This window comes from Terrabacter koreensis, assembly GCF_054783315.1.
Genome location: NZ_BAAGQU010000004.1, coordinates 1,252,862 through 1,272,367, shown reverse-complemented (window position 1 = coordinate 1,272,367; position 19,506 = coordinate 1,252,862). Strand labels below are relative to the sequence as shown.

Genomic DNA, 19,506 nt, shown 5'->3' with positions numbered 1-19,506 from the left:
CTCAGGCCACCTGTCTGTTGCGGCGGGCCCCGACGACCTGGCCCGCGACCACGACGCCGAGAGCGATGAGGAACATGACCGTTCCGATGGCGTACACCTGCACCGGCACACCGCGCTGGGCGGCGCCCCACACGTACATCGGGAAGGTGATCGAGCTCGGGCTCGCGTTGAAGTTCGTGATGATGTAGTCGTCGAAGCTCAGCGAGAAGGCGAGCAGTCCTCCCGCCGCGATACCCGGCGCCGCCAGGGGCAGCGTCACCCGCAGGAACGTCTGGGTCGGGTTGGCCCCGAGGTCGGCGGCGGCCTCCTCGAGCCGGGGGTCGAGGGTCGCCACCCGGGCCTTGACCGCGACGACGACGAACGAGACGCAGAACATGATGTGCGCGATGAGGATCGCCACCGGCCCGGCGGGGATGCCGGCCATCAGGAAGAGCGTCAGCAGGCTCGACCCCATGACGACCTCGGGAGTGGCCATCGGCATGAAGATGAGCAGGTTGGTGGCGGAGCGTCCCCTGAACCGGTAGCGGCCCAGGGCGAAGGCGATCATCGTGCCGAGGATCGTCGCGATGATCGAGGCGGTGATGCCGATGCGCAGGCTCAGACCCAGCGAGTCGCAGATGCCTGGAGCGCCACAGGGGTTGGTCCAGGCGTCGGTGGAGAACTCGTTGAAGGTGTAGTTGAACTTGCCCTTCGGGTCGTTGAACGAGAAGACCGCGACGATGACGTTGGGCACGAGCGTGTAGGCGAGCACGGCGAGTGCTGCGAACGTGATGAGGTGACGCTTGATCCAGGCCATCAGAGCAGCTCCTCCGTGCCGGCCTTGCGGACGTAGGAGGCCACAAGCACCAGGATGATGACGAGCAGCACGAACGAGAGCGCTGCAGCGAGCGGGTAGTCGAGGACGCGTAGGAACTGGCTGTCGATGACCGCCCCGATCATCGTCGTCTGGGTGTTGCCGAGCAGACGAGCGTTGATGAAGTCACCCGAGGCCGGGATGAACGTCAGCAGGGTCCCGGCCACGACGCCCGGGAGGGACAGTGGCCACGTCACCTTGCGGAAGGTCTGCCACGGCGAGGCGTACAGGTCGCTCGCCGCCTCGAGCAGCCGCGGGTCGAGCCGCTCGAGGGTCGCGTAGAGCGGCAGGATCATGAACGGCAGGAAGTTGTAGGTCAGTCCCATGACCACCGCGAACGGCGAGAAGAGCAGCGAGTCGTTGGCGGTGAGTCCCAGCGCCTGGAGCACGCTGGTCACCCCGAGCTTGTTGGCCCAGTCGGTGACGACCCAGTTGTCCGACAGAATCGTCTTCCAGGCGAGCGTCCGGATGAGGAAGCTCGTGAAGAACGGCGCGATGACGAGCACGAGGACGACGTTCTTCCAGCGCCCCGCCTTCTGCGCGATGAAGTAGGCGAGCGGGTAGCCCAGCACGAGCGCGAGGACCGTCGCCGTGCCCGCGTAGAGCAGGGAGCGCAGCATCTGCGGCCAGTAGGTGGTGAGCGCCTGACCGTAGACCGCGACGTTGCCCGTGAAGACGAAGCCGTCGTCGACGTTGCCCTCCTGCAGGGACTGCGAGGCAAGGGTGATCATCGGCACGACGAAGAAGACGAACAGCCAGAGCAGGCCCGGGAGCAGGAGCGCGTAGGGGACCCAGTTGCGGCGTCGTCGGCCCTCCGCGACCGAGCTTCCGGTCGAGAGGACCGCGGCGTCAGCCACGATCGTCCACCAGCTCGGCCCCCGCCTCGGCGTCCTGGGACGCGTCGAGGGCGAAACCGTGCTCGGCGGCCCACGAGACGGTCACGTTCTCGCCCAGGCGTGCCCGCGCCGTGCCGTCGTTCTGCTGGACCACGGTCAGCTCCTGTCCCCAGGGCATCTCCACGCTGTACTGCGTCGCGACCCCGGTGAAGGACACGTCTCGCACGAGGCCGCTCAGGCGGTTGGGACCCCCTGACTCGCCGAGCCGGAGCTTCTCGGGACGCACGCCGAGCCAGACGTCCCCCACCCCCTGGGGCAGGTGGTCGCGCACGACCTCGAGCTCGGTGTCGTGGCTGCGGACGCGGACGACGCCGTTGCCCGACTCGCTGCCGAGCACCGAGGCACGCAACAGGTTGGACTGGCCGAGGAAGTTGGCCACGAAGGTCGAGCTCGGGCGCTCGTACAGCGTCGCCGGGTCGCCGAGCTGCTCCATCCGGCCGGCGTTCATGACGGCGATGCGGTCGGCCATCGTCATGGCCTCCTCCTGGTCGTGCGTGACGTGGATGAACGTCAGCCCGACCTCCTGCTGGATCCGCTTGAGCTCGATCTGCATCTGCCGGCGCAGCTTGAGGTCGAGGGCCCCCAGGGGCTCGTCGAGCAGCAGCACGTCGGGCCGGTTGACGAGAGCGCGCGCGAGCGCCACCCGCTGCTGCATGCCGCCGGAGAGCTGGGTCGGTCGTTTCGTCGCCACCTGCTCGAGCTGGACGAGCTCGAGGGCCTCCCTCGCCTTGCGCTTGGCGTCCTTGTCGCCTCGGCGCTTGAGGCCGAACATGACGTTGTCGACGACCGTCATGTGCGGGAACAGGGCGTACGACTGGAAGACGGTGTTGACGTTGCGCTGGTAGGCCTTCGTGTCGGTGATGTCCTCGTCGCCGATCGTGATCCGGCCACCCGTCGGGTCCTCCAGCCCCGCGATCATGCGCAGGGTCGTCGTCTTGCCGCAGCCCGAGGGCCCGAGCAGGGCGAAGAACGAGCCGGCCTCGATCGTCAGGTCGAGCGGGTGGACGGCCGTGAAGGTCGCGAACGACTTGGTCAGCGCGACCAGCGACAGGTCGCCCTTGCCTGTTCGGTCCACGGTCGTGTCTCCCATCAGGCGGTGGTGAGGGCCGAGTAGGCCTTGGCGAACTTCGTCTCCTCGTCCGCGGTGAGCGGGCGGAACACCTGGGCCTTGGCCAAGGTCTCCGCGCTCGGGAAGATCAGCTGGTTCCCGCCGAGCTCGGCGTCCGTGGCCGCGACCGCCGCCCTCGTCCCGGCCACGGGCGGGATGTAGTTGACCCAGGCCTCGACCTCGGCCATGACCTTGGGGTCGTAGTAGTAGTCGATGAGCTTCTCGGCGTTCTTCTTGTGCTTGGCCAGCGCCGGGACGACGAAGTTGTCGGTCCAGAGCGTGTAACCGGCGGCCGGGAGCGTCAGGCCGAGCTCGGGGCTGTCGACCTTCAGGGAGGCGACGTCGCCGGACCACGCGACGCACGCCGCGATGTCGCCCTTGGCCAGACCGTCGGTGTAGTCGTTGCCGGTGAAGCCCTTGAGCTGCCCGGAGTCCTTCGCCTGCTGGATCATGGCGAGAGCTGCTTCGAAGTCCGCGGCGGTGAACTTCGAGATGTCCTTGCCCTGCTCCATCATGACGAGGCCCATGGTGTCGCGCATCTCGGTGAGGAGCGTGACCTTGCCCTTGAGCGACGGGTCGGTGAGCAGCTGGGTGATCGTCTCGATCTTCTTGCCGCCGGTCGCCTTCGTGTTGTAGCCGATGCAGCCGAAGCCGGCCTGCCAGGGCAGCGAGTACTGGCGCCCCGGGTCGAACTCGACGTTCTGGAACGACGCCTCGAGGTTCTTGGCGTTCGGGATGTTCGCCATGTCGAGCTTCTGCACGTAGCCCTGGCGAATGAGGCGCGCCACCATCCAGTCGGTGCTGACCCACACGTCCCGGCCCGTGTCGGTGCCACCCTCCAGCAGGGGTCGGACCTTCGCGTAGAACTCGTCGTTGTCGTTGTAGTCCTCGGTGTAGTTGACCTTGATGCCGGTCTTCTTCGTGAAGGCGTCGAGGCTCGGGCGGCTCTTGCCGTCCTCCGAGACGTCGATGTACTCCTGCCAGTTCGACCAGTTGACGATCTTCTCGGTGTCGGACATGTCCTTGGCGGCCGCTGCGGTCCTGGCGGCGCTCGCGGTGCCGCTCGCGCCGCTGCCGCTCGACGGGTTCTTTCCCGCCGAGCCGCAGGCGGCGAGGAACGCAGCGGCGCTCACGCCCGCGGCTCCCATCATGGCCGACCGGCGGGACACCATGCCGCGTAGCAGGGCAGCGCGCAGCACGGGGTTGTCGCGGTCGAAGCTCTTGTCGTTCATCTACGTCTCCAGGGGTTTCGGGATCGGTCAGGAGGGGATCGACACTGACCCGGTCGGGCTGGTGGTGCAGGTCCCGGCGGCCCCCGCCGCCGGTGGACGGTGCGCCGCCGAGTCGGGACGGCGGCGCACCGGGGCTCAGGACTCGATGTTGGCCATCACGTGCTTCACGCGGGTGTAGTCCTCCAGTCCGTACATGGACAGGTCCTTGCCGTAGCCGCTGTGCTTGAAGCCCCCGTGAGGCATCTCGGCGACGATCGGGATGTGCGTGTTGATCCACACGCAGCCGAAGTCGAGCTTGCGGCTCATCCGCATCGCCCGACCGAAGTCCTTGGTCCACACGCTCGAGGCGAGGCCGTACTGCACGCCGTTGGCCCAGGCAAGCGCCTCGGCCTCGTCGGTGAACTGCTGCACGGTGATGACCGGGCCGAAGATCTCGTTCTGGATCTGCTCGTCGTCCTGGCGCAGGCCGGCGAGCACGGTCGGCTCGAAGAAGTAGCCGTCGCCGAGGCCGTCGGCCCGTCGGCCCCCGGCCGCGACCCGGGCGTGGTCGGGGAGGCGGTCGATCATGCCACCGACGTGGGCGACCTGGTTCGGGTTGTTGACGGGGCCGAAGAGCGCGTCGGCGTCGTCGGGCATGCCGACCTTGGCCTCGTTCCTGGCGTACTCCGCGAGGGCGTCGACGAAGTCGTCGTGGATGCGGGGACCGGCAAGGACGCGGGTGGCCGCCGTGCAGTCCTGACCGGCGTTGAAGTAGCCACCGATCGCGATGCCCTCGACGGCTGCCTCGAGGTCGGCGTCGTCGAAGACCACGACGGGCGCCTTGCCGCCGAGCTCGAGGTGCACGCGCTTGAGGTCGCGCGAGGCGCTCTCGGCGACCTGCATGCCGGCGCGCACCGAGCCGGTGATCGCGACCAGGGCCGGCGTCGGGTGCTCGACGACCATGCGGCCGGTCTCACGGTCACCGGTGATGACGTTGAAGGTGCCCTCGGGCAGGAACTCCGAGGCGAGCTCGGCGAGCAGCAGCGTCGTCTCCGGCGTCGTGTCGGACGGCTTGAGCACGATGGTGTTTCCCGCGGCCAGGGCCGGCGCGATCTTCCACATCGCCATCATCATCGGGTAGTTCCACGGGGTGACCTGGCCGACGACGCCGATGGGCTCGCGGCGCACGAAGGAGGTGTGCCCCTTCATGTACTCCCCGGCCGACTTTCCCTCGAGCACGCGCGCCGCGCCGGCGAAGAAGCGCAGCTGGTCGAGCATCGGGGGCATCTCCTCGCTCGCGGTCAGGGCGTGCGGCTTGCCGGTGTTCTCACCCTCGAGCCGGACGAAGTCGTCGGCCCGGGCCTCGATGGCGTCGGCGAACTTCAGTAGCGCCTGCTGGCGCTCGCTCGGGGTCGTGTCACCCCACGTCTCGAACGCCTTGGAGGCCGCGGCATACGCCCGGTCGACGTCGGACTGGCTGCTCACGGGTGCCTTGGCCACGACCTGCGCCGACGACGGGTCGACGATGTCGGTCATGGTGTCGCCCTCGGGGTCGACGTACTGGCCACCGATGAAGTTGCGGAGCTGGCGGGGCTTCGAAGTCATGCGGGAATGCTAAACGCAGACCTTCGCAATCAGGAAGGGTTGATGGGCCACTTCTTCGGAATCAGTTGGGAAGGCACTTGCCAACAGCGCGTTCCACAGGTCAGTATCGGGACATGACGACCATCCGAGGCGTGGCCAACGCGGCCGGTTCCGGAGGCGGTAGGGCACGGAAACCGGCGGTCAACCTCGACGACGTGAGCAAGACGATCATCGAGCTGCTCCAGCACGACGGCCGCAAGTCGTACGCGTCGATCGCCCAGCAGGTGGGGCTCTCCGAGGCCGCCGTGCGCCAGCGCGTGCAACGGCTGCTCGACGCCGACGTGATGCAGATCGTCGCCGTGACGGATCCCCTGCAGGTGGGGTTCCAGCGACAGGCCATGGTCGGCCTGCGCGTGTCCGGCGACATGACGTCGGTGGCCGACGCCCTCACCGAGATGGACGAGGTCTCCTACGTCGTGACGACGGCCGGCAGCTTCGACGTGCTGGCCGAGGTCGTCTGCGAGAACGACGCCCACCTGCTCGAGCTGCTCACCAGCCGCATCCGCCCTCTCCCGGGCGTCACGGCGACCGAGACGTTCGTCTACCTGAAACTCAACAAACAGCTCTACAACTGGGGTACACGATGAGCATCAACCCGAACCAGGTCTGGGAACCGTCCTCGGACACCCGGACGCCGACCGGCACCCTCCACTCGGAGGCGGCCCGAGACCACCTGTGGATGCACTTCACGCGCCACTCGGTGTTCGAGGAGAAGGACACCGGCGGGCTCGGCCACTCGGTCCCCATCATCACCAAGGGGAAGGGCTGGACGATCTGGGACGACCGTGGCAACGAGTACATCGACGGGCTCGCCGGCCTCTTCGTCGTCCAGGCCGGCCACGGGCGCGAGGAGCTCGCCGAGGCCGCTGCCAAGCAGGCCAAGGAGCTGGCGTTCTTCCCGCTGTGGAGCTACGCCCACCCCAGGGCCATCGAGCTCGCCGAGCGTCTCGCGGCATACGCCCCCGGTGACCTCAACCGCGTCTTCTTCACGACCGGCGGCGGCGAGGCCGTCGAGACCGCCTGGAAGCTCGCGAAGCAGTACTACAAGCTGACCGGCAAGCCGACCAAGCACAAGGTCATCTCGCGTGCCGTCGCCTACCACGGCACCCCACAGGGCGCCCTGTCGATCACCGGCATCCCGGCGGCCAAGGAGATGTTCGAGCCGCTCGTGCCCGGCGCGCACAAGGTGCCGAACACCAACATGTACCGCGCACCCGAGCACCTGCGCGACGACGAGAAGGCCTTCGGGCGCTGGGCCGCCGACCGCATCGCCGAGGCCATCGAGTTCGAGGGTCCCGACACCGTCGCGGCCGTCTTCCTCGAGCCGGTGCAGAACTCCGGTGGCTGCTTCCCGCCGCCGGCCGGCTACTTCGAGCGCGTGCGGGAGATCTGCGACGAGTACGACGTGCTGCTCGTCTCCGACGAGGTCATCTGCAGCTTCGGCCGCATCGGCTCGATGTTCGCCTGCGACGACTTCGGCTACGTGCCCGACATCATCACGTGCGCGAAGGGCATGACGAGCGGCTACTCCCCCATCGGCGCGATGATCGCGAGCGACCGTCTCTTCGAGCCGTTCAAGCAGGGCACGACGTACTTCCCGCACGGCTACACGTTCGGCGGGCACCCCGTGTCGGCCGCGGTCGCGATGGCCAACCTCGACATCTTCGAGCGCGAGGGCCTCAACGACCGGGTCAAGCAGAACGCGCCGGCGTTCAAGGCGGCCCTCGACCGGCTGCTAGACCTGCCGCTCGTCGGCGACGTGCGCGGCGCCGGCTACTTCTACGGCATCGAGCTCGTCAAGGACAAGGCCACCCGCGAGACCTTCAACGACGCCGAGTCCGAGCGCCTGCTGCGCGGCTTCCTCTCCAAGGCACTGTTCGACGCCGGGCTCTACTGCCGCGCCGACGACCGCGGCGACCCCGTCATCCAGCTCGCGCCGCCGCTGATCATGGGGCCCGAGCAGTTCGACGACATCGAGTCGCGTCTGCGGTCGGTGCTCGTCGAGGCCGAGAACCACCTCTGACCGTTTCTTCCTCGCGTATGCCGTGGGGGTAGCGCAAGGGCACGGAGCCACCCGTTCGCGGGTGGCTCCGTGCGTTTCCGGCCGGACTTCGTCGCGCACGGCCGCCGGAACGCTGGGTGGTGCCGTTCGTTGGGTAGGTATCCGTCAGATGCGACGCCGACGCAAGGAGAACGACATGGGATTCCTCGACAAGCTGCTCGGGCGCGAGCCGCTGCAGCAGCAACAGCGCACCGCCCCCGCCCCGACCGGCCAGCCCTACCAGGTTCCGTCGCCTCGAGGGGGCGCCTCGAGCGAGGACGAGCGCGCCATCGCCCGCTACAAGTACCTCCTGCGCACCGCGGACCCGGAGGACATCGAGAGGGTGCACGCCGAGGCGTTCGGCAAGCTGTCGCCCGAGCAGCGCCAGATGGTGCTCCAGCGCCTCACCGAAGACCTCCCCGAGAACGAGCGGCCCCGCAGCGACCAGCCCGCCGACCTCGCCCGTAGCGCCACGCGCGCGGAGATGAGCCGGCCCGGCTACCTGCAGGGCGCGTTCGGCGGCGGACGCGGGATGGGCGGCGGCATGGGCATGGGCGGCATGATCGCCGGCTCGATGCTGGGCACCATCGCCGGTGTCGTCGTCGGGTCCGCGCTCGCCGACATGATGCTCGGCGGCTACGAGTCCTCGCCCGAGGCCCAGGAGGCCGGCGACGCGGGCGCCGGCGACTCGGGTGATGGCGGTGGCGACTCGGGTGATGCCGGGGGCGACTCGGGCGACGGCGGCGGCGACGCGGGTGATGCCGGCGGCGACGCGGGCGATGGCGGGGCTGCCGGTGGCTCCGACTTCGGGGACTTCGGCGGCGGCGACTTCGGCGGCGACTTCGGTGGCGGCGACTTCGGTGGCGGTGACTTCGGCGGCGGCGACTTCGGCGGTTTCTGACCGGTGAGCGGGCCGGGTTCCGCAGCGCCCCAGCTGCGGAACCCGGCCTTGGCCGGGGCCCGGCTCAGACGCCCGCGAGCCAGTGGAAGAGGGCAGCGATCCCGAGGATCACCGGCACCGACGCGAACGTGCTGACGAAGATGGTGTCGCGGGCCAGGTTGACCTCGCGGCGGTAGCGGACGGCATACGTGAAGATGTTCTGCGCCGTGGGCAGGGCGGCCGTCACGACCACGGCGAAGAGGGCCTCGCCGCGAAGCCCCAGCGCCAGACCCACCCCGAGGGCGATCGCGGGCATGGCGAGGACCTTGAGCCCGACCACGGTCCACACGTGCGCGGCGCCCCTGCCGGTCGCAGGTCGTGGGCCACGGCGTAGCGAGATGCCGAAGGCGACGAGCATCGAGGGAACGGCCATCGCACCGAGCAGGTCGATCGGCGCTGCCACGACCCGTGGCAGCTCGATGTCGAAGACGGCGATGAGCAGGCCGGCGATGGCACCGAGCGTGATCGGGTTGCTGAACATCCGACGCAGGCTCCGCAGCAGCGTCGGCCGCTCGCCGCGGGCGTCGCTGTCGAAGAGCGCCATGGAGATCGGCGTGATGACGAGCAGCTGCATGAGCAGGGTCGGCGCCACCCACGCGACGTCGCCGAGCACGTAGAGCGCGATGGGGATGCCGAGGTTGCCCGCGTTGACGTAGGCCGCCGACAGGCTCCCGATGAGGCGTGACCCGAGTCCCTCTCCCGCCCAACGGAACCGGGCGACGAGCAGGTAGACACCCACCACCGACGCGAAGCTGATGAGCGACGTCACGAGGTTCGCCGACAGCACGGCGTCGAGCGACGTGCGCTGCATGACGGTGAGCAGCAGAGCCGGTGACGCGACGTGGAAGGCGAGCCGCGACAGGTTGACCTGTGCCGACTCGTCGAGGATGCGTCGATGCGCCAGGAACCAACCGACCGCGACGATGACCGCGATCGTCGCGAAACCCTCGAGGACCCCGACCATGCGCCCGATCCTGTCAGCGGGCCGCCGACGCGTGACGATCGGGTCCGGTCCTCGATCATTCACGGCGCCGCTCCGGGCAGGATGGGCGCATGGAGATCGAGACGCTCGAGGAGTTCGACGACCACCTCGAGTCGGACAGCCCGCTGCGCGGGCTCAGGCTTCAGGACCTCGACCTCACCGGCTACGCCGGCCGCCTCGCCGCCCGAGGCGATCTCACCGGCCTCGTGGTGCTCGGCGGCGACGTGCCACTGGCGGAGGCCGAGGTGCTGCTGCGCGGCGGGGCGATCCTCTTCCCCGGCGTCGCGGAGGCGCCGGTCGACCCGTGGCGCGGGCTCTACCTGCCGTCCGACCTCTACGCCGGTCTCGAGCACGGCTACGCCGCGACCCCCGATGCGAAGGCGTACGCCTGGTTCGTCGACGCCAGGCTGCGCACCGACGCGTACTGCACCCTCGTGCGGGCGATCCACGACGACTCCGTGACCGACGACCTCGACGAGTTCGTCCAGGGTCGATCGGTGGTCGGCATCATGGGCGGCCATGCGCTACAACGCGACTCGCCGTCGTATGCCGCAGCGGCCGGCCTCGGCCACGCCCTCGCCGAGGAGGGCTACCTCGTCGCGACGGGCGGTGGTCCGGGGGCCATGGAGGCCGCCAACCTCGGCGCCCTGTGCCGCAGCGCGGAGGCCGTGCAGGAGGCGGTGGCTCGTGTTGCGCCGGTGCCGAGCTTCCGGCCGGACATCACGGCCTGGGCGGCCGGCGCGCTGGCGGCGCGTCAGGCCGTTGCCGGTGACGAGCCGGAGGCCACCACCGACACGCTCGGACCCACGGCCCGTTCGCTCGGCATCCCGACGTGGTTCTACGGGCACGAGCCGCCGAACGTCTTCTGCGACGTCATCGCGAAGTACTTCTCGAACGCCATCCGCGAGGAGGGGCTGCTCGCCCGGTCCGATGCCGGGATCGTCGTGCTCGACGGCGCCGCCGGCACGGTGCAGGAGATCTTCCAGGCGGTGACGCCGCTCTTCTACGCCGCCGACGACGCGCCACTGCCGCCCCTCGTGCTCGTCGGGCGCGAGCACTGGACCGAGCGGGTGCCGGTCTGGTCAGCCATCACGGCCATGGCGGCCGGCCGCCCGATGGAGCAGGCCATCCACCTCGTCGACACGATCGACGACGTCCTCCCCCTCCTCCCGTCGCTCGACGCCGTCAGGAACTGAGCACTCGACGAAGGCGGCTGGGACGGTCAGGCGGGGTCGGTGGGGCGCAGCACCGGCGCGAGGGTGTCGAGCACCGAGGCGTCCTCGATCGTGGCCGGCACGGCCGCGTGCTTGCCGTCGGCCATCTCGCGCATCGTCTTGCGCAGGATCTTGCCCGAACGCGTCTTGGGCAGGGCGGCCACGATGTCGACCCGGTGCAGGGCCGCCACCGCGCCGACCTCCGAGCGCACCCGCGCCACGAGCTCGCGGCGGATGCGGTCGCCATCGGCGTCGGCGTCGATGCCGGACTTCAGCACGACGAGGGCCCGCGGCACCTGACCCTTGAGGTCGTCGTGGACACCGATGACCGCGCACTCCGCCACCGCCTCGTGGCCGGCGAGCGCCGCCTCGAGCGACCCCGTGGAGAGGCGGTGCCCGGCGACGTTGAGCACGTCGTCGGTGCGGCCCATGACGAACAGGTAGCCGTCCTCGTCGAGGTAGCCACCGTCGCCGGTCAGGTAGTAGCCGGGGTGGGCCGACAGGTAGGAGCTGACGTAGCGGTCGTCGTCGCCCCACAGCGTCGGGAGCGTGCCGGGTGGCATCGGCAGCTTGATGCAGATCGCGCCCTCGACACCGGGCTCGACCTGCTGGCCCGAGCCGTCGAGCACCTGCACGTCGTAGCCGGGGACGGCCACCGTCGGTGAGCCCGCCTTGATCGGAAGCAATCCGATCCCCTTGGGGTTGCAGGCGATCGGCCACCCCGTCTCGGTCTGCCACCAGTTGTCGATGACCGGCTTGCCGAGCGCGGCCGACGCCCACTCGTAGGTGTCGGGATCGAGCCGCTCTCCCGCGAGGAAGAGCGCGCGGAAATCTGACAGGTCGTGCTCGGCCAGCTTCGAGGCGGTCGAGTCCTCCTTCTTGATCGCACGGAACGCGGTCGGTGCGGTGAAGAGGCAGACCGCGCCGTAGTCGGCGATGACCCGCCAGAACGCCCCGGCGTCGGGCGTGCCCACCGGCTTGCCCTCGTAGAGCACGGTCGTCGCGCCCGTCAGCAGCGGCGCGTAGACGATGTAGGAGTGGCCGACGACCCAGCCGACGTCGCTCGCGGTGAACATCGTCTCCCCCGGCGCCACGTCGTAGAGGTTCGCCATCGACCAGCGCAGCGCGACGGCGTACCCGCCGCTGTCGCGGTAGATCCCCTTGGGCTTCCCCGTCGTGCCGGACGTGTAGAGGATGTAGAGCGGGTCGGTGGCGGCGACGGTGACGCAGTCGGCCGGCTCGGCGTCGGCGTAGACCTCGTCCCAGGTCATCTCCTCCCAGTCCGTGTCGCGCTCGCCGACCGCAGCCGGCGACTGCTCCCGCTGGAGCACGATGACGGACTCGGGCTTGTGGCTGCTGCGGTCGAGCGCCGCGTCGAGCATCGGCTTGTACTCGACGATGCGCGACGGCTCGACGCCGCAGCTCGCCGACACGACGACCTTGGGCTCGGCGTCCTCGAGGCGCGCGGCCAGCTCCTGCGGGGCGAAGCCGCCGAAGACCACGGAGTGGATGGCTCCCAGCCGCGCGCACGCGAGCATCGCGACGACCGCCTCGGGGACCATCGGCATGTAGATGACGACCCGGTCGCCCTTCTCGACGCCCAAGCCGGCGAGCGCTCCGGCGAAGCGCGACACGCGAGACAGCAGGTCGGCATACGTCAGCGTCTCCTTGCTGCCCGTCACCGGTGAGTCGTGGTGGAGGGCCGGCTGGTCACCACGGCCCGCGGCGACGTGCCGGTCGAGCGCGTTGAAGCAGACGTTGAGCTCGGCGTCGGGGTACCAGCGGTAGAACGGGGGCCGCGAGTCGTCGAGGATGCGAGTGGGTGGGGTCACCCAGTCGATCGCCGTCGCAGCCTCGCGCCAGAAGCCCTCGGGGTCGGCCAGGCTCGCGTCGTGGACCTTCCGGTATGCCGTGTCGGCGCCGTCGCTCATGCCCTCACTCTGCCGTCGCGCCCTCCACGACACCAGAGTCGATGCGCCGAGATGACGGCTCCACGGGACGAGCGGTACGGATCGCGACGCACATCACAGCGGCCAGGACGCAGAGGACGGCGGCCGCGTACCACGCGAGGTCGTAGGTGCCCAGCTGGTCGCGCACGAGGCCGGCCCCGAGCGCGGCGACCGCGGCGCCGAGCTGGTGCGAGGCGAAGACCCAGCCGAACACGATCGGTGCCCGCTCACCGAACGCACTGCGGCACAGCGCGATCGTCGGCGGCACGGTCGCGACCCAGTCGAGTCCGTAGAAGAGGATGAAGGCGAGCATGTTGACGTGCAGGTCGTCGCTGAAGAGCGACGGCAGCAGGAAGAGCGAGGCGCCGCGCAGCGTGTAGTACGCGGCGAGGAGGGCGCGCGGGTCGACCCGGTCGGTGAGCCAGCCCGAGAAGACCGTGCCGACGACGTCGAAGACGCCGACGAGGGCGAGCAGGCCGGCAGCGGTGGTCGTCGGCATGCCGTGGTCGTGGGCCGCCGGGATGAAGTGGGTGCCCACGAGGCCGTTGGTGGACATGCCGCAGACCGCGAAGCTGCCGACCAGCAGCCAGAAGACGCCGGTGCGGGACGCGTCGCGCAGCGTGCCGAGGGCGAGGTGGACAGGGTGCCCGGTGGGCCGCGGCGGGCGCGCCACCGACGTGCCCTCGGGGGTACCGTACGCGGCGAGGCCGAGCACGCTCGGGTGGTCGTGCAGCTTCCACAGCACGAGCGGGACCACGGTCAGGGCCGCGGCCGCGGTGGCGATGGCCGCCGTGCGCCAGCCGTGGTGCTCCGCGAGCCAGGCGAGCACGGGCAGGAAGATGAGCTGCCCGGTGGCGCCGGCCGCGGTGAGGATGCCCGTGACGAGGCCGCGGCGGGCGACGAACCACCGGCCGGTGACGGTGGCGACGAGGCCCATCGACATGGCCCCGGTGCCCATCCCGACGACGATGCCCCAGCACAGCACCAGCTGCCACGACTGGGTCATCCAGATGGGCAGCAGCGAGCCGAGGCTCACCAGCGCCAGCGCGACCGCGACGACCCGCTGGATTCCGAGGCGCTCCATCAGGGCCGCCGAGAACGGGGCCGCGAGCCCGAAGAGGACGAGGTTCACCGAGACGGCGCCGCCGATGACGCCCATCGGCCAGCCGAACTCGTCGTGGAGCGGCGTCATGAGGACGCCGGGGGTCGAGCGGAAGCCGGCGGCGCCGATGATGGTGAGGAACGTGACGACGGCGACCCACCACGCGGGGTGGATGCGGCGGGTCCGCGAGGGCGCGTCGACGGTGCGGTCGGTGAGGGTCACGGGGCAACTCTGCGGCATACGTGGTCGACGACACGAGTGGCCGGACGGGCATCGTGTGAAAGAATCCGGCCATGACCCGGACCCCGGCCATTCGGCCTCACCTCGTCGTCGTGCTCGCCCTCGACACCGTCATCGGCTTCGAGCTGGGTCTCGCCCACCGGTTCCTCGCCTCCTCCGCCCTCGACCCCGGCTGGCCCGGCGAGCCGACCGGCTCGGCGCCGCCCTACGACGTGCGCATGGTGACGGTCGACGACGGGCCCGTCCGCACGTCCGCCGGCTACCAGGCTCTGCCCACCGACCCGAACACGCTCGTGGCGCAGGCCGACACGATCGTCATCCCGGGGATCAACGGCTCGATCATCCACGACGGCGCGCTCCCCGACCCCCTCGTCCGACTGGCGGCCACGGCACGGCCCGGCGCGCGCTGGCTCTCGATCTGCACCGGCGCGTTCGTGCTCGCGGCGCTCGGCAAGCTCGACGGTCGGGAGGCCACCACGCACTGGTGCCACGCCGACGCCTTCCGGCGGCTCTTCCCGCAGGTGCTCCTCACGCCCGACGTGCTCTACGTCGACCACGGCGACGTGCTCACCTCGGCCGGGAACGCCGCCGGCATCGACCTGCTGCTCCACGTGCTCCGCTCCGACCACGGCTCCGAGGCCGCGAACAGGGTGGCCCGGGGTGCGGTGGTCGCGCCGTGGCGCGCCGGCGGCCAGGCCCAGTTCATCGACCGTCCGGTGCCCGACGAGTCCGACGCCGGCACCGGGCCGACCCGGGCGTGGGCGCTCGAGCGGCTCGACCAGACGCTCTCGCTCGCCGACCTGGCCCGGCACGCGGGGATGAGCGTGCGTACCTTCACGCGCCGGTTCCGCGAGGAGACGGGCGAGACGGCCGTGACGTGGCTGAACCGGGCGCGCGTCGACCGGGCGCGGCACCTGCTCGAGACGACCGACCTGCCCGTCGACCGGGTCGCCGCCGACGCCGGGTTCGGCACGACGGCCTCGCTCCGCCAGCACCTCGCGACGGCGGTCGGTCTCTCCCCGCTCGCGTACCGTCGCACCTACCGCGCCGAGTCCGCCTGACGAAGCGGCCCTCCCGGGGAGCTCGGCGCCCCGTCAGGTGGCGAGCGGTAGGTGCGGGTGCTTCGGCGAGCGTCCCTGGAACGACAGGATGGCCGGGTTCTGGATCTCGCCGCCGCGGATCTCGATGGAGCGTCGGATCGTCGGCGAGGCGTCCCAGGCCTCCGGACCGCCCATGACCGTCGGCAGGAACGGCAGGAGCGCCTCGCTGATCTCCCACGTGGCGGCGTCCCAGAGGTAGCTCGGGCTGTGGTCGACGGCGTAGTAGAGCACGTGGTCCCCGACCATGAAGGTGGGCTCCGTGAAGGTCGTCGGCCTCGCCCAGGTGAAACCCATGCCCTCGTCGCATGACACGTCGACGACGATGCTGCCCGGCGTCATCCGCTTGAGGTCGTCGTCGTCCATGAAGGTGAGTGGGGCGTCGGTGTCCTGGAGCACGCAGTTGACGACGACGTCGTGCTCGGAGAGGAACTCGCCCAGCAGCACCGGACCGTCGTCTGTCACGGCGTGGCTCACCCGCGCCGTGGTCTCGTCGGTGTCGAAGTGCACGATCCGCGCGGAGTGGATCGGCGAGGCCACGGCGGCCTTCTGGCGGTGGGTCAGCACGTCGACCTCGCCGATGCCAAGCGCCTTGAGGGCGGTCACGGCCCCGCGGGCGGTGGCACCGAAACCGATGACGACGGCTCGTCGTTGCGGGCCGTAGTCGCCCGTGATGCCGGCGATCTGCAGTGCGTGCAGCACCGAGCAGTAGCCGGCGAGCTCGTTGTTCTTGTGGAAGACGTGCAGGCTGAACGAGCCGTCCTTGTTCCAGTGGTTCATCGCCTCGAAGGCGATGAGGGTCAGCTGCCGGTCGATGGCGACCTGGGTCAGCTCGGCGTCCTGGACGCAGTGCGGCCAGCCCCAGAGGACCTGCCCGACGCGCAGCGCGGCGATGTCGGCGAGGAGCGGCTTCGGGGCCAGCACGACGTCGCAGCGCTCCACGAGCTGCTCGCGGCCGAGGAAGCCTCCGACGTAGCGCGCGAGCTGGTCGTCGGAGACGCCGTAGCGCTCGCCGTAGCCCCGCTCGAGGAAGACCCGGTCGCGCAGCCCCTCGGGCAGCCGGTCGAGGTGCTTGGGGTGCAACGGCAGCCGGTGTTCGTTCTCCTTGAGGGAGCGGGCCATCACGCCGAGGCTGAGCTGGGCCATGCGCGTACCTCCTGGTGATCGTCTCGCGCTCTGCCCGGGACGAGTTCGTCACCGGTGCCCGCGCAGGGACGACCCCGCCAGCGTACGCGTGTCAGGCCGTCGAGGCGGCGAGCTGCCCGCAGGCTCCGTCGATGTCCTGGCCGCGCGTGTCGCGGATCGTCGTGGGGATGCCGTGGGACCGCAGTCGCTCGACGAAGTTCTGCTCGACACCGGGTCGCGACGCGGTCCACTTCGAGCCCGGGGTCGGGTTGAGGGGGATCGGGTTGACATGCACCCAGCCCTTGCCGCGGGACGCCAGCTTCTCGCCGAGCAGGTCGGCGCGCCAGCCCTGGTCGTTGATGTCGCGGATCAGGGCGTACTCGATGGACACGCGCCGGCCGGTCGCCTCGTAGTAGCGGTGCGCGGCGTCGAGGGCCTCGTCGACCTTCCACCGCGTGTTGATGGGCACGAGCTCGTCGCGCAGCTCGTCGTCGGGGGCGTGCAGCGACAGGGCGAGCGTGACCGGGATGCCCTCGGCGGTCAGCTTGTCGATGCCGGGGACGAGCCCGACCGTCGACATCGTGATGCCGCGGGCCGACATGCCGAGCCCGTCGGGCGCCGGGTCGGTGAGACGCCGGATGGCGCCGATCGAGGCCTTGTAGTTGGCCAGGGCCTCCCCCATGCCCATGAAGACGACGTTGCTGACGCGCAGCGGGTGTTCGCGGTCCTCGTCGTCGTCGCCACCGGCGAGCTCGCCGCGGCGCAGCGCACGGGCGGCCCAGACCACCTGCTCGACGATCTCGCCGGCCGACATGTTGCGGGTGAGCCCCGCCTGGCCGGTCGCGCAGAACGGGCAGTTCATGCCGCAGCCGGCCTGGCTCGAGATGCAGATGGTGACGCGCTTCGGGTAGCGCATGAGCACCGACTCGACGATCGCGCCGTCGTGCAGGCGCCACGCGTACTTCATCGTCTGGCCGTCGTCGGCGACACGCTGGACGATCGGCGTCAGCAAGGTCGGCAGCAGGTCGGCGACGAGCTCGGAGCGCACCTGCTTGGGCAGGTCGGTCATCTGCTCGGGGTCGTCGACGAGCCGCTCGAAGTAGTGAGTGGAGAGCTGCTTGGCGCGGAAGCTCTTGTGCCCGAGCGCCTCGACGGCCTCCTTGCGCTCGGCCGGGCTGAAGTCGGCGAGGTGCCGTGGGGGCTTGCCACGTCGCGGAGCCTTGAAGGTCAGCTGGCCCGGCACGGGTCGTGCAGTCGTCGGCTCGGGGAGCGCCACGGGGGCGGGTGCGGCGGGAGTCTCAGTCATGGCTCCCCCATTCTCTCAGGTGGAGTCAAAACCGGCCGTATGCCGTCGCGCTCGGTCGCGTTGAGCCGTGCCGACGCGCCGACGTGCCGACGCGCCGACGTGCCGACGTGCTCTCAGCTGGGTCGGGCCGCGAGCAGCGTGAGGACGGCCCAGACGATCGGCGCGACGACGACGAGCGAGTCGAGCCGGTCCATGACGCCGCCGTGCCCGGGGAGGACGTGCGACATGTCCTTGATGCCGAGGTCGCGCTTGATGAGCGACTCCATGAGGTCGCCGACGGTCGCCGCGATCGCGACCCCGATGCCGAGGGCGATGCCGATCCACCACGCGTGACCGAGGAAGAAGTGCACCGTGAGCGACCCGCCCACGACGCAGAAGAGCACTGAGCCGGCGAAGCCCTCCCACGACTTCTTCGGGCTGATCGACGGCGCCATGGGGTGCTTGCCGAAGAGCACGCCGGAGGCGTAGCCGCCGACGTCGCTGCACACGGTCGTGATGAGGAAGACGAACACGCGGCCGACGCCGTCCTCGGGGGCGAGCAGCAGCGCGGCGAAGCCCACGAGGAAGGTGGGGTAGGTGGCGATGAAGATGCCGCCCATGACGTCACGTCCGGCACCGTCGAGGTTGCCGGTGCCGCGCCACAGCACGACAGCGAGGCAGGTCAGCGCCCAGGCGACGACGAGGCCGCCGGGGCCGTGCACGTAGGCCGCCCAGAGCACCCCGGCCATGCCGATGACCGGCGCGACGAGCGGCGCCTGCACGGCGGCGTGGCGCAGGGCTGCCCGCAGCTCCCACATGCCCACGGCGACCGCGAGGCCGACGAGGGGCAGGAACGACTCCTTGCGGATGAGCAGCGTGGCGACGATGAGCACGCCCAGGCCGACGCCGACGCCGATCGCCGCCGGCAGGTTGCGCCCGGCGCGGCTCTGCTTCTTCTCGAGCACCACCTCGGCCGGCAGGCCGGCGAGCTCGTCGAGCCTGGGGTCGTAGGGCACCGGGTCGAGCGGCCCGGGCGCGCCGTCGGCGGCCGGCTCCGCGCGGCCCGGGACGACGGCGCCCCGGTCCGCGGGATCCGACGAGGATCCGGACGGTGATCCGGACGGTGATCCTGACGGTGAGTCGGTCGTCATCATCGGGTCGAACGTCGAGGTCACACCTCGAGCAGCTCGGTCTCCTTGGCCTTGACGAGCGAGTCGACGAGGTCGGTGTGCTTCTTGGTGAGCCCGTCGAGCTCCTTCTCCGCACGCGAGCCGTCGTCCTCGCCGACCTCGCCGTCCTTGACGAGCTTGTCGAGGTCGGTCTTGGCCTTGCGGCGGATGTTGCGCACCGAGACGCGCGCCTCCTCGGCCTTGTGGTTGGCGAGCTTGATGTACTCGCGGCGGCGCTCTTCGGTGAGCTCGGGCATCACGCAGCGGATCTGGTTGCCGTCGCTGCTCGGGTTGACGCCGAGGTCGGAGTCACGGATGGCCTTCTCGATCTCGTGCATCGCCGACTTGTCGAACGGGATGACGAGGATGGTCCGCGGCTCGGGGTTCTGGAACGAGGCGAGCTGCTGCAGGGGCGTCGGGGCGCCGTAGTACTCGACCGTCAGCTTGTTGAACAGGCCCGGGTTGGCCCGCCCGGTGCGGATGCCCGCGAAGTCCTCCTTGAGGACCTCGACGGCCTTGTCCATCTTCTCCTCGGCCTCGAACATCGTCTCTTCGATCATGGCTCTCTGGCTTCCTCGTCCCTCGTCGGCGGGTGAACAGGGTGGTTCGCGGTGGTCGGCGGTCGTGCCGGGTGGTGCGGTGCGGTGAAC

17 protein-coding genes are annotated in these 19,506 nt (G+C 70.2%); 5 read left to right on the top strand and 12 right to left on the bottom strand.

The window, feature by feature from the left end; genetic code table 11:
- Window position 1: 1 nt before the first annotated feature.
- The 5 genes from ACYVNR_RS08685 to ACYVNR_RS08665 form a co-directional block, all read right to left on the bottom strand.
- The gene (locus ACYVNR_RS08685; RefSeq protein WP_045191708.1) at window positions 2-796 is read right to left on the bottom strand and encodes an ABC transporter permease; all 795 of its coding nucleotides are present in this window, start codon (window positions 794-796) and stop codon (window positions 2-4) included.
- Window positions 796-1,710: an ABC transporter permease gene (locus ACYVNR_RS08680; RefSeq protein WP_082080986.1), complete on the bottom strand. Its 915-nt coding sequence runs from the start codon at window positions 1,708-1,710 to the stop codon at window positions 796-798. The genes ACYVNR_RS08685 and ACYVNR_RS08680 overlap by 1 nt, the downstream gene beginning before the upstream one ends.
- A complete protein-coding gene (locus ACYVNR_RS08675; RefSeq protein ID WP_045191706.1) occupies window positions 1,703-2,839 on the bottom strand; it encodes an ABC transporter ATP-binding protein in 1,137 nt (378 codons plus the stop codon). The genes ACYVNR_RS08680 and ACYVNR_RS08675 overlap by 8 nt, the downstream gene beginning before the upstream one ends.
- The gene (locus ACYVNR_RS08670) at window positions 2,839-4,089 is read right to left on the bottom strand and encodes a polyamine ABC transporter substrate-binding protein (protein WP_045191705.1); all 1,251 of its coding nucleotides are present in this window, start codon (window positions 4,087-4,089) and stop codon (window positions 2,839-2,841) included. The genes ACYVNR_RS08675 and ACYVNR_RS08670 overlap by 1 nt, the downstream gene beginning before the upstream one ends.
- A gap of 135 nt (window positions 4,090-4,224) precedes the next feature.
- The gene (locus ACYVNR_RS08665) at window positions 4,225-5,673 is read right to left on the bottom strand and encodes a gamma-aminobutyraldehyde dehydrogenase (RefSeq protein ID WP_461047764.1); all 1,449 of its coding nucleotides are present in this window, start codon (window positions 5,671-5,673) and stop codon (window positions 4,225-4,227) included.
- Window positions 5,674-5,786: 113 nt separating this feature from the next.
- Here ACYVNR_RS08665 and ACYVNR_RS08660 point away from each other — a divergent pair, with 113 nt between their 5' ends.
- The 3 genes from ACYVNR_RS08660 to ACYVNR_RS08650 all read left to right on the top strand — a co-directional run bounded on the left by ACYVNR_RS08660 (window position 5,787) and on the right by ACYVNR_RS08650 (window position 8,654).
- Entirely contained in the window at window positions 5,787-6,299 is a 513-nt protein-coding gene (locus ACYVNR_RS08660) for an Lrp/AsnC family transcriptional regulator (protein ID WP_045191703.1), read from the top strand.
- On the top strand, window positions 6,296-7,735 hold the full coding sequence (locus tag ACYVNR_RS08655; RefSeq protein ID WP_045191702.1) for an aspartate aminotransferase family protein: 1,440 nt from the start codon (window positions 6,296-6,298) through the stop codon (window positions 7,733-7,735). The genes ACYVNR_RS08660 and ACYVNR_RS08655 overlap by 4 nt, the downstream gene beginning before the upstream one ends.
- Before the next feature lie 175 nt (window positions 7,736-7,910).
- Window positions 7,911-8,654: a hypothetical protein gene (locus ACYVNR_RS08650; protein WP_461047763.1), complete on the top strand. Its 744-nt coding sequence runs from the start codon at window positions 7,911-7,913 to the stop codon at window positions 8,652-8,654.
- Between the two features lie 64 nt (window positions 8,655-8,718).
- Here the strand turns inward: ACYVNR_RS08650 and ACYVNR_RS08645 are convergent, their stop codons facing one another.
- Window positions 8,719-9,657 (bottom strand): AEC family transporter, encoded by a 939-nt coding sequence (locus tag ACYVNR_RS08645; RefSeq protein ID WP_045191700.1) that lies wholly within the window; start codon window positions 9,655-9,657, stop codon window positions 8,719-8,721.
- An 89-nt stretch (window positions 9,658-9,746) separates the two neighbouring features.
- Between ACYVNR_RS08645 and ACYVNR_RS08640 the strand changes: the two genes are divergently transcribed.
- Window positions 9,747-10,871 carry an LOG family protein gene (locus tag ACYVNR_RS08640; protein WP_461047762.1) on the top strand — a complete coding sequence of 375 codons (1,125 nt, stop codon included), beginning with the start codon at window positions 9,747-9,749 and terminating at the stop codon, window positions 10,869-10,871.
- 26 nt (window positions 10,872-10,897) lie between these two features.
- Here ACYVNR_RS08640 and ACYVNR_RS08635 read toward each other — a convergent pair whose 3' ends face one another.
- On the bottom strand, window positions 10,898-12,820 hold the full coding sequence (locus tag ACYVNR_RS08635) for a propionyl-CoA synthetase (RefSeq protein ID WP_461047761.1): 1,923 nt from the start codon (window positions 12,818-12,820) through the stop codon (window positions 10,898-10,900).
- A gap of 4 nt (window positions 12,821-12,824) precedes the next feature.
- Window positions 12,825-14,180: an MFS transporter gene (locus tag ACYVNR_RS08630; protein WP_461047760.1), complete on the bottom strand. Its 1,356-nt coding sequence runs from the start codon at window positions 14,178-14,180 to the stop codon at window positions 12,825-12,827.
- A 53-nt stretch (window positions 14,181-14,233) separates the two neighbouring features.
- On the opposite strand from ACYVNR_RS08630, the gene ACYVNR_RS08625 reads away from it, so the two are divergent.
- Window positions 14,234-15,241, top strand: a complete 1,008-nt coding sequence (locus ACYVNR_RS08625) for a GlxA family transcriptional regulator (protein WP_461047759.1) — start codon at window positions 14,234-14,236, stop codon at window positions 15,239-15,241.
- A 33-nt stretch (window positions 15,242-15,274) separates the two neighbouring features.
- Here the strand turns inward: ACYVNR_RS08625 and ACYVNR_RS08620 are convergent, their stop codons facing one another.
- The 4 genes from ACYVNR_RS08620 to frr form a co-directional block, all read right to left on the bottom strand.
- Window positions 15,275-16,423 (bottom strand): N(5)-(carboxyethyl)ornithine synthase, encoded by a 1,149-nt coding sequence (locus tag ACYVNR_RS08620; RefSeq protein WP_458800751.1) that lies wholly within the window; start codon window positions 16,421-16,423, stop codon window positions 15,275-15,277.
- Window positions 16,424-16,514: 91 nt separating this feature from the next.
- Window positions 16,515-17,708, bottom strand: a complete 1,194-nt coding sequence (rlmN, locus tag ACYVNR_RS08615; RefSeq protein ID WP_461047758.1) for a dual-specificity RNA methyltransferase RlmN — start codon at window positions 17,706-17,708, stop codon at window positions 16,515-16,517.
- Window positions 17,709-17,821: 113 nt separating this feature from the next.
- Window positions 17,822-18,862: a phosphatidate cytidylyltransferase gene (locus ACYVNR_RS08610; protein WP_458800755.1), complete on the bottom strand. Its 1,041-nt coding sequence runs from the start codon at window positions 18,860-18,862 to the stop codon at window positions 17,822-17,824.
- The gene (gene frr, locus ACYVNR_RS08605; RefSeq protein ID WP_045191693.1) at window positions 18,859-19,416 is read right to left on the bottom strand and encodes a ribosome recycling factor; all 558 of its coding nucleotides are present in this window, start codon (window positions 19,414-19,416) and stop codon (window positions 18,859-18,861) included. The genes ACYVNR_RS08610 and frr overlap by 4 nt, the downstream gene beginning before the upstream one ends.
- Window positions 19,417-19,506 lie beyond the last annotated feature (90 nt).

Coding starts and splice junctions, on each gene's coding strand:
- ACYVNR_RS08685 (WP_045191708.1), bottom strand. CDS start 796: ATGGCCTGGATCAAGCGTCACCTCATCACGTTCGCAGCACTCGCCGTG.
- ACYVNR_RS08675 (WP_045191706.1), bottom strand. CDS start 2,839: ATGGGAGACACGACCGTGGACCGAACAGGCAAGGGCGACCTGTCGCTG.
- ACYVNR_RS08670 (WP_045191705.1), bottom strand. CDS start 4,089: ATGAACGACAAGAGCTTCGACCGCGACAACCCCGTGCTGCGCGCTGCC.
- ACYVNR_RS08665 (WP_461047764.1), bottom strand. CDS start 5,673: ATGACTTCGAAGCCCCGCCAGCTCCGCAACTTCATCGGTGGCCAGTAC.
- ACYVNR_RS08660 (WP_045191703.1), top strand. CDS start 5,787: ATGACGACCATCCGAGGCGTGGCCAACGCGGCCGGTTCCGGAGGCGGT.
- ACYVNR_RS08655 (WP_045191702.1), top strand. CDS start 6,296: ATGAGCATCAACCCGAACCAGGTCTGGGAACCGTCCTCGGACACCCGG.
- ACYVNR_RS08650 (WP_461047763.1), top strand. CDS start 7,911: ATGGGATTCCTCGACAAGCTGCTCGGGCGCGAGCCGCTGCAGCAGCAA.
- ACYVNR_RS08645 (WP_045191700.1), bottom strand. CDS start 9,657: ATGGTCGGGGTCCTCGAGGGTTTCGCGACGATCGCGGTCATCGTCGCG.
- ACYVNR_RS08640 (WP_461047762.1), top strand. CDS start 9,747: ATGGAGATCGAGACGCTCGAGGAGTTCGACGACCACCTCGAGTCGGAC.
- ACYVNR_RS08635 (WP_461047761.1), bottom strand. CDS start 12,820: ATGAGCGACGGCGCCGACACGGCATACCGGAAGGTCCACGACGCGAGC.
- ACYVNR_RS08630 (WP_461047760.1), bottom strand. CDS start 14,180: ATGCCGCAGAGTTGCCCCGTGACCCTCACCGACCGCACCGTCGACGCG.
- ACYVNR_RS08625 (WP_461047759.1), top strand. CDS start 14,234: ATGACCCGGACCCCGGCCATTCGGCCTCACCTCGTCGTCGTGCTCGCC.
- ACYVNR_RS08620 (WP_458800751.1), bottom strand. CDS start 16,423: ATGGCCCAGCTCAGCCTCGGCGTGATGGCCCGCTCCCTCAAGGAGAAC.
- rlmN (WP_461047758.1), bottom strand. CDS start 17,708: ATGACTGAGACTCCCGCCGCACCCGCCCCCGTGGCGCTCCCCGAGCCG.
- frr (WP_045191693.1), bottom strand. CDS start 19,416: ATGATCGAAGAGACGATGTTCGAGGCCGAGGAGAAGATGGACAAGGCC.